Below are 8,187 nucleotides of genomic sequence, written 5' to 3'. Positions count from 1 at the left end.
GTCGCCGCCGCCGGGCCGGGCCTCCAGCATGGCCAGGTGGCTCATGAAGGTGTCAGGGGCGGCGCCGTGCCAGTGGTCCTCGCCTGGCGGGCAGATGACCGTCTCGCCGGCGTGGATGCGCAGCACCGAGCCGTCGCGCGTGCCGACCAGGCCGACGCCCTCGGTGACGTGCAGGGTCTGGCCGACGGCGTGCGAGTGCCAGTAGGTGTGGGCGCCCGGCGTGAACCGGACGAGCGCGACGGTCATCCGCGACGGCCCGGTGCCGTTGTAGACAGGAGTCATGTAGACGTCGCCGGTGAACCGCGAAGCGGGCATCTTCACCGCCGGCTGAACAGGCTGCAAATGCATCATTCGCTCCTACGTACGGGTCGGGCCAGGACCAGCAGACCGCCCATGGACAGGACGGCGCCGGCGATCATGAGCAGTGCCATCGGTACGGCCGTCGTCTCGCCGCCGAGCCCGGCGATCGGCGCGATCGTGCCGGCCGCGACCCACTGCACGAAGCCGAGCAGGGCCGAGCCGGTGCCCGGGTGTTCGGGCACCTCCGCCGACGCCAGCGCACCGCCGTTCCCGAGGATCAGGCCCAGGGCGAACATCAGCACGAAGAAGCAGACGATCGCGAGCGGCAACGGGGTGCCGAACCACAGCGCGCCGGCCAGCATCGCCAGACCCGCCGTCAGGGCGCCGATCTGCCCGGCGAGGATCACCCTGCGGGTCGGCACCCGGCCGGCCAGCCGCGCGGCGAGCAGCGCGCCGAGGGTGATGCCCACCGCGTTGGCGGCGAAGTCGATCGAGTACCCGATCGGCGACATCCCGTTCATCGACTGCAGCACGAACGCCGACGTGGCGACGTAGGCGAACAGCGCGCCCATCGCCGAACCGCAGACGACCAGGTAGCCGACGTACCGGCGCCGGCCGAGGACCTGCCGCCCGGCCACCGCGAAGGCTCGCAGGCCACCGCCGTGCCGGCGCTCGGGCGGCAACGTTTCCGGCACGGCGATCAGCACTGCCAGCAGCATTGCCACCCCCAGCGCCGCGACGACCCAGAACGACACGCGCCAGTGCGACAACTGCAGGATCACCGCGCCGATCAGCGGCCCGACGATCGGTGCGATACCGCTCACCCCGGCAACGACATTCAGGACGCGTACGAGCCGGGCGCCGGTTGCCAGGTCGACGATCACCGCCCGGCCGATCACCATGGCCCAGCCGCCGGCGAAGCCCTGCACGAACCGGGCCGCGGTCATGACCCCGATCGACGGTGCGATCGCGCATCCGATCGAGGCGACCGTCATCAGCACGATCGCGGCCAGCAGGAGCCGGCGGCGGCCGAACTGGTCGGAGACCGGCCCGCCGATCAGCTGCCCCAGAGCCATGCCGACGAAGAACGTGGTGAGCGTCAGCTGCACCTGCGTCGCGGTCGCGGAGAGGTCACCGGCGACGCCGGGGAACGCCGGCACGTACATGTCGGTGGCCAGCGGCGCGATCCCGGTCAGGAAGATCACCGTGGCGACCAGGCCGGTGGTGAGCCTGCTGTGGTGATGCGGGGTCGACGGGCTGCGGCCGGGCGCCGCGAGCAGATCATTGGTCACGCATCAAGCACACCCCGCCCGCCGTGGGCGGAGAAGTCCCTGGCGATGGGTGTACCAGCAGTACATCCCACCTGGGCGCGCAGCGTCGTACCGTCGAGGTCGTGGACAACCGAGCCGAGGTACGCGACTTCCTCACCACCCGCCGCGCCAAGATCAGCCCGGAGCGGGCGGGCATACCCACCGCCGGGCAGCGCCGCGTCCCCGGGCTGCGGCGCAGTGAGGTCGCCGCGCTGGCCGGGATGAGCGTCGAGTACTACGCGAAGCTCGAGCGCGGCCAGCTCGCCGGCGTCTCGCCGGGCGTACTCGACGCCATCGCCCGCGCCCTGCAGCTCGACGACGCCGAACGAGCCCACCTGCTGCGCCTCGCCCACGAGGCCGACGGCAGCAACGCCGTGGCCCGGCCCGCGCGCCGGCCCAGGCAGTGGACCGTCCGGCCGAGCCTGCAGTGGTCTCTGGACGCGATCCTCAGCCCGGCGATCCTGGTCAACAACCGGCAGGACCTGCTCGCCGCGAATCTCCTCGGCCGCGCCATGTACAGCGACCTCTACACCGACGCGGGCATGGCGCCCAACTTCGGCCGGTTCACCTTCCTCGACAGCGCCGCGCACCGGTTCTTTCCCGACTGGAACCTGGCCGCCGACATGCTCGTGGCCAACCTGCGCACCGCGGCCGGCAAGGATCCCCACGACAAGGGCCTGCACGATCTGGTCGGCGAGCTGTCCACCCGCAGCGACGACTTCCGCCGCCGCTGGGGCGCCCACAATGTCCGCATCCACGGCACCGGCGTCAAGACGTTCCACCACCACGTCGTGGGCGACCTGTCATTGGCGTACGAAAGCATGGATCTGCGGGCGGAGCCCGATCTCACCATGACCATCTACGCCGCCGAACCGGCCTCCCCCACCGCCCAGGCCCTCGCGCTGCTGGCCTCCTGGGCCGCCACCGACAGCGCCGCGTCCATCCAATCTCGACAGTGACCACCCGGGGGAGGAAAGCCGTGCGAGTAAGCGCACAGCATGCCGCGATCGCCACGATCGGCGCGTTCACCGCCGTCGGTGACCTGCCGCGGCTGGAGACTGCGCTGCACAAGGCCCTGGAGGCCGGTGTGACGGTCAATCAGATCAAGGAAGTCCTGGTGCAGATGTACGCCTACGCCGGCTTCCCGCGTGCCCTCAACGGCATCGCCACCTTCATGACCGTGCTGGAGCAGCGCCAGGAGCGCGGCATCACCGACGAGACCGGCCCGGAGCCCGGCCCGCTACCCTCCGGCACGAGCCTCCTCGAGCTCGGCACCCAGAACCAGACGAAGCTGATCGGCGCCCCGGTCACGGGACCGATGTTCGAGTTCGCCCCGGCCATCGACCGGGTTCCTCAAGGACCACCTCTTCGGCGACATCTTCGGCCGCGACAACCTCGACTGGCAGAGCCGCGAGGTGGCCACGATCGCCGCGCTGGCAACCCTGACCGGCACGGAGTCGCAGCTGCGGTCCCACCTGAACGTCGGCCTCAACACCGGGCTGACCGAGGTCCAGCTGCGCGGCCTGGCCCAGGTGCTGCGCACCGAGGTCGGCCGGCAACAGGGCGACAACGCCGACCGGATCCTGGACGAGGTCCTCAAGACCCGCTGAGTCCCTCGGCGCCGTGGGGAGCCAGCCCCGACAGTGCGTCGAGAATGATGGTGAGGCCGAAGTCGAACTCGGCGCCGAAGTCGTACCCGGGCTTGAGGATGTGCTCGGTGGTGAACTCGATCAGGTGTGGATAGAGGTCGGGAAAGCCTGCCGGGATCATCGACGTGGCGACCTCGGTGACCGTTTCCGGGCCGTTGATCGGTAGCACCGATTCGGACAGCGCGAACCCGAACACATAGCTGTCGATCAGGGCGAACGCGTGCGCGGTCATCGCCACCGAGAAGCCGGCCGAGCGCAGCGAGCCGATGACCGCGTCGTGGTGGCGCAGCGTCGCCGGGCCGGGTTTCGTCCGCGTCTGCAGCAGGGGAATCGCCCACGGATGCCTGCGCAGCACACTGCGGGCCGAGGCCGCCCGGCGACGCATCCCGGCATGCCAGTCGCCGTCGGGTGCGGGCAGCTCGATCTCGCTGAAGACCAGGTCGACGATGCCGTCGATGATCTCGCTCTTGTTGGCGACGTGGTAGTACACCGACATCGGCTTGGCGCCGAGCTCGTGGGCGAGCGAACGGATCGTCAGCGATTCCAGCCCGCCCGTGTCGGCGACCGCGAGGGCAGCCCGCAGCACTCGCTCCCGGCTGAGCGGCGTCCGTGCCGGGCGCCCCCCGCTGTCTGTTTTCACGATTGGACCCCAACCCGTAGCTGATTCGTACTTAGTACCGTAGCATTCGTACTAAGTACGGCGGGAGTGCCCCGCCGACCGGAGGGAAGCCATCATGAGATCCGCCCACCAGCCCACCACCGCCCGCACCGGACCGGCCACGACCGACCAGATGCGCGCGGTCGTGCAGGACCGGTACGGCTCGGCCGACATGCTCCGCCTCGACAGCATCGACCGGCCCGAACCGGCCGCCGACCAGGTGCTGCTGCGCGTCGCCGCGGCCGGCCTCGACCGGGGGACCTGGCACCTGATGACCGGCCGCCCGTACCTGATGCGCCTGGTCTGTGGCCTGCGCGGCCCGAACCGCCGGGTCCCCGGCCGCGACGTCGCGGGCACCGTCGTGGCGCTCGGCTCCGCCGTGACCGGATTCGCGGTCGGCGACCAGGTCTACGGGATCAGCCAGGGCTCGTTCGCGGAGTACGCCGTGGCCCGCGCCGACAAGCTGGCCCACAAGCCGGCGAACGTCACCTTCGCGCAGGCCGCGGCCGTACCGGTGTCGGCACTCATCGCCCTCCGGGCGTTGCGCGACGTCGGCCGGATCCAAGCCGGGCAACGGGTTCTGATCACCGGCGCGTCCGGCGGCGTCGGCAGCTATGCGGTACAGCTCGCGGTGGCGTTCGGCGCCGAGGTCACCGGCGTGGCCGGCACCGCGAAACTCGACTTCGTGCGCTCCCTCGGGGCCGCACACGTCCTCGACTACACCCGGGAGGACTTCGCCGACGGCGCACCCGGCTACGACCTGATCCTCGACATCGCGGGAAACCCCACGCTGTCGCGGCTGCGGCGGGCGCTCGCACCCACCGGCACCGCCGTGATCGTCGGCGGCGAGCAGGGCGGTGACTTCAGCGGCGGCATGAACCGCCAGTTCCGGGCGCTGGCCCTGTCGCCGTTCATCAAGCAGCGGCTGGCCATGGCCATCGCCGACGAACGCGGCAGCGATCTGGTCACGCTGGCGGAACTCATCGAGGCGGGCTCCGTGACGCCGAGCGTCGATCGGACCTACCCGCTGGACGAGGCTCCGACCGCCATGCGGCACCTGGAAGCCGGCACCGTCCGCGGCAAGGCCGTCATCACGCTGTGAAACCCGCTCTGTGAACCGCGCTCTGTGAAGGAGAGTCATGTCAAGAAGGATGATCGCGGCCACCGTGGGCGTTCTGTTTTTCGTCCAGATGGCCACCGCCATGGCCGGCACCGCACTGATCCAAGCGTTCACCGACGGTGACACCGGACGAAGCCAGCTGACTGCCGGCGTTCTGCTCATGATGTCTTCCGGCGTCGCCGTCGTCGGGATCGGTCTGCTCATGTACCCGGTGCTGAAAGACGTCCACAAGGGATTAGCGTTCTGGTATCCGGTGCTCAGGATCGTCGAGTTCGCGGTCTCCGCCGCATGCAGCCTCTACCTGCTGAGACAACTGCAGGAATTTCCGAACCACCTGCTCTGGGTGTACATCCCGACAGGGGCCGGCGGCCTGATCCTCACCTACCTGCTCTTCACCTCACGACTGGTTCCCCGGCCCATCGCGATCCTCGGCATCGTGGGATACGCCTGCCTCTCGCTGGGCGTGCCGCTGGACCTGATGGGCGCTCTCGACATGAACGACGGGCCCGGGCTGCTGCTGCTCGTCCCCGGTGGACTGTTCGAGGCCGTGCTCATGCCGATCTGGTTGATCGCGAAGGGCTTCACCTCGCCGTCGTCCGCCCCGGCAGATGCCGAGCCGCTCGTTGGTGTCAGCAGCGGCGTCCTGCCTCATGCCTGATACGTCCCAGGCGCGCTTCGCGCCACCGGTTCCAGGTGTTTCAGCGCACCGTCGCGGTCGATGCGGTCGTGGTCGGACACCAGGTGCCGGGCGCCGGACATGGCGGCGTCGGCATCGGCGAGTGCTGCTCGGGCGCCGGCCTCGTCGCCGCGTTCGGCGAGGAGTCGAGCCAGGGCGTCGAGGGCGAGGACCTCGACCTCGACGTCGGGCGTTTCCCGTGCGATCGTGACCGTCTCCGTCAGCCGATCCGGGTCGGCGTCGAGAGCGGCCAGCACATATCGGGCCAGCAGGAGCCCGTCGCCGCCGCCGGCCGCGCTGTACCAGCGCTGCGACCACTCGGCTGCGGCCCGTGCGGCGACAGGATCGGCGGCGAACCGCAGCGTGCGGCCGAGGCGGGCACTGGCCAAGGCCGCGGTGCGAAGGTCACCGGCGGATTGGGCGATCTCGATGGCGCGTCCGAAAGTCGCGATCGCGGCCGGTGCGTCGCCGCCTTGTTCCTGGGCGCGGCCCAGGTTGGTCAGATGGTGCGCTTCGGCCGCGGCGAAGCCGAGGCGGTGGGTGGCGTCGGCTGCGCGGCGCAGATGGATCGCGGCGTCGGCGTAGCGCTGCTGGGCCTGCGCGAGTCCGCCGAGAATTCCCTCGGCGTGGTTGAGCGCCCATTGGTCGTCGAATGGCCGGAGCAGGCGCAGGGCCTCATCGCAGGCGGCCTGACCGCGCGCGGTCTCGCCCAGGGCGATCAGGGCCCACGCCGACAGCAGCCGGCTCGCCCCTTCCTCCCACGCCTGACCGGTGCTCCGGAACGCGGCCCGGCAGTGCTCGAGCAGGTCCAGAGCTTCGGCGGCCCGGCCCTGCTGGGTGCGGACGAAGGCCAGGTAGAGCTCGGCGATCCGGCGGTGGGTGTCGCCACCCAGGGCCGCGCCCTGCTCGATATCGGCTGTCGCGTCGTCCAGGTTCCCGCCGGAGGCCTCGAGCCAGCCGGCGAGCAGCAGTCCGGTGGCGCGGTCACCAGTCGTGGCACCGGCCGCCGCGGCGGCGGTTCTGACCCGCTGCGCGGTGTCCGTTCCAGCGCCCAGCAGCGCCCAGGCCCAGGCGAACCCGTTCGCGGTGCGTAGGCCGAGCAGGGGGTCGTGCTGTTGCGCCCAGGTCAGGACGGCGTCGATGTTGGTCCGCTCGATCCGAGCCAGGGCGAGATGCTCGGCCTGGCCGGGGCCGCGTACGCCGCGTCCGCAGCGGTCCGCCGCGGCTGCGTACCAGCTCGCGTGGGCGCGGAAGGCGGCCTCGGCCGATCCGGAGGCAAGCAGCTGCTCCAGGCCGAACGCGCGGACGCTGTCCAGCAGGCGATACCGGACGGCACCGCTCGGTCCGATCTCGACGGCCGCCAGGGACCGGTCGACCAGCCGCGCCAGCACGTCCAGCGCGGGCGCGGTGGGCACGCCCAGCGAGGCCAGTACCTCCTCCGCCGCGGCGAGGGGCGCACCGCCGGGGAAGACTGCCAGTGCCCACAGCCCGCGCTGATCGTCGGGGAACAGCAGGTCGTAGCTCCAGGCCAGCGCCGTGTGCAGCGCGCGCTGCCGCGCCGGGCGGTGGCCGGCCGGATCGCGGAGCAGGGCGAACCGGTCGTCGAGCCGGCGGGCGATCTCCTGGACCGACAGTGCCTTGACCCGCGCGGCGGCCAGCTCGATGGCCAAGGGCAACCCGTCGAGGGACCGGCACAGCCGCTCGATCACCGGGCCGGTGTCGGCGTCCAGGCTGAAAGTCCTCCGCTGCCGGGCGGCGCGTTGGCCGAACAACGTGATCGAGTCGGCCACCGTCAGCGGCTCGAGCGGATGGACGATCTCACCCTCGATGGCCAGAGGTAGCTGGCTGGTGGCCAGCATGCGCAGGTCGGCCGCGACGCCGAGCAGTCTTTCCACGATCGGGGGCAGCGTGTCGACGAGTTGCTCGCAGTTGTCCACGATCAGCAGGAGCCCGGACCCGCGCAGCCGGTCGAGGACCATCGTCTCGCTCGCGGCGCCGAGCCCGAACGCCTCGCCCACGCTCGGCCACACCGCCTCGGCGGTGCGGACGTTCTCCAGCCGTACCAGCCACGCGCCGCCCTCCGGCCGGGCGCCGCGGCCCAGCTCGACCGCGAGCCGGGTCTTGCCGACTCCGGCCGGACCGGTCACGGTCACCAGCCGGTGCGCGCCGAGCAACTGCCCCACCTCATTCAGGTCCGCGTCACGGCCGATCAGCGGCGTGGCAAGCCCGGTGAGGTTGCCCCGTGGGGTCGCGGCCGGCGGCCCGGGCAGCTCTTGGCGCAGGACTTGGTGTTCCAGCGCGCGCAGCTCGGCTCCGGGGTCGAGACCGAGCTCGTCGCCGAGGTGCCGCTGGACGCGGCGGAACGCGGCGAGTGCGTCGGCCTGCCGGCCCGATCGGTACAGCGTGGTGATGAGCAGCTTCCAGAGGCCTTCGCGCAGCGGGTGGGCGGTGACCAGTTCCTCCAACTCGCCGAT

Annotated in this window: 8 protein-coding genes and 2 pseudogenes; 5 read left to right on the top strand and 5 right to left on the bottom strand. The window is 71.3% G+C overall.

The genetic code is table 11. From position 1 onward, the window contains the following. Together AB0M20_RS15995 and AB0M20_RS15990 are read right to left on the bottom strand one after the other, a co-directional pair. On the bottom strand, positions 1-348 hold a 348-nt coding region (locus AB0M20_RS15995), incomplete at its 3' end, for a cupin domain-containing protein (RefSeq protein WP_364298675.1). Next, positions 348-1,592 carry a multidrug effflux MFS transporter gene (locus AB0M20_RS15990; RefSeq protein ID WP_364298673.1) on the bottom strand — a complete coding sequence of 415 codons (1,245 nt, stop codon included), beginning with the start codon at positions 1,590-1,592 and terminating at the stop codon, positions 348-350. The genes AB0M20_RS15995 and AB0M20_RS15990, both read right to left, overlap by 1 nt. A 101-nt stretch (positions 1,593-1,693) precedes the next feature. Between AB0M20_RS15990 and AB0M20_RS15985 the strand changes: the two genes are divergently transcribed. Together AB0M20_RS15985 and AB0M20_RS15980 are read left to right on the top strand one after the other, a co-directional pair. Further along, a complete protein-coding gene (locus tag AB0M20_RS15985) occupies positions 1,694-2,569 on the top strand; it encodes a helix-turn-helix transcriptional regulator (RefSeq protein WP_364298671.1) in 876 nt (291 codons plus the stop codon). Next, positions 2,566-2,715 (top strand): annotated as a pseudogene (locus AB0M20_RS15980) (hypothetical protein); the annotation flags it as partial. The gene AB0M20_RS15985 and the pseudogene AB0M20_RS15980, both read left to right, overlap by 4 nt. Before the next feature lie 26 nt (positions 2,716-2,741). On the opposite strand, the gene AB0M20_RS15975 reads toward AB0M20_RS15980, so the two are convergent. Then, positions 2,742-2,951, bottom strand: coding sequence for a hypothetical protein (locus AB0M20_RS15975; protein ID WP_364298677.1), 210 nt, complete (start codon positions 2,949-2,951; stop codon positions 2,742-2,744). A gap of 23 nt (positions 2,952-2,974) precedes the next feature. Here AB0M20_RS15975 and AB0M20_RS15970 point away from each other — a divergent pair. Continuing rightward, positions 2,975-3,220 (top strand): annotated as a pseudogene (locus AB0M20_RS15970) (carboxymuconolactone decarboxylase family protein); the annotation flags it as partial. Here AB0M20_RS15970 and AB0M20_RS15965 read toward each other — a convergent pair. Then, positions 3,207-3,899, bottom strand: coding sequence for a TetR/AcrR family transcriptional regulator (locus AB0M20_RS15965; protein WP_364298669.1), 693 nt, complete (start codon positions 3,897-3,899; stop codon positions 3,207-3,209). The pseudogene AB0M20_RS15970 and the gene AB0M20_RS15965 sit on opposite strands and share 14 nt — an antisense overlap. Positions 3,900-3,993: 94 nt before the next feature. On the opposite strand from AB0M20_RS15965, the gene AB0M20_RS15960 reads away from it, so the two are divergent. Both AB0M20_RS15960 and AB0M20_RS15955 read left to right on the top strand, forming a co-directional pair. Further along, positions 3,994-5,019: an NAD(P)-dependent alcohol dehydrogenase gene (locus tag AB0M20_RS15960; protein WP_364298667.1), complete on the top strand. Its 1,026-nt coding sequence runs from the start codon at positions 3,994-3,996 to the stop codon at positions 5,017-5,019. A gap of 49 nt (positions 5,020-5,068) precedes the next feature. Beyond that, positions 5,069-5,695: a DUF4386 domain-containing protein gene (locus AB0M20_RS15955; RefSeq protein WP_364298665.1), complete on the top strand. Its 627-nt coding sequence runs from the start codon at positions 5,069-5,071 to the stop codon at positions 5,693-5,695. Here the strand turns inward: AB0M20_RS15955 and AB0M20_RS15950 are convergent. Continuing rightward, positions 5,686-8,187 (bottom strand): BTAD domain-containing putative transcriptional regulator (locus AB0M20_RS15950; RefSeq protein WP_364298663.1); only part of this gene is annotated, 2,502 nt, incomplete at its 5' end. The genes AB0M20_RS15955 and AB0M20_RS15950 overlap by 10 nt on opposite strands.

Origin of the sequence: Actinoplanes sp. NPDC051633, from assembly GCF_040681735.1 — a bacterium.
Taxonomy (GTDB): Bacteria; Actinomycetota; Actinomycetes; order Mycobacteriales; family Micromonosporaceae; genus Actinoplanes.
Note: the sequence above shows the minus strand (reverse complement) of the source record. Positions and strands in the feature narration are given on the sequence as shown.

What these genes read in the sequence shown, in the direction of transcription:
- AB0M20_RS15960 (WP_364298667.1), top strand. Translation starts at nt 3,994, where the DNA reads ATGAGATCCGCCCACCAGCCCACCACCGCCCGCACCGGACCGGCCACG.
- AB0M20_RS15955 (WP_364298665.1), top strand. Translation starts at nt 5,069, where the DNA reads ATGATCGCGGCCACCGTGGGCGTTCTGTTTTTCGTCCAGATGGCCACC.
- AB0M20_RS15975 (WP_364298677.1), bottom strand. Translation starts at nt 2,951, where the DNA reads ATGGCCGGGGCGAACTCGAACATCGGTCCCGTGACCGGGGCGCCGATC.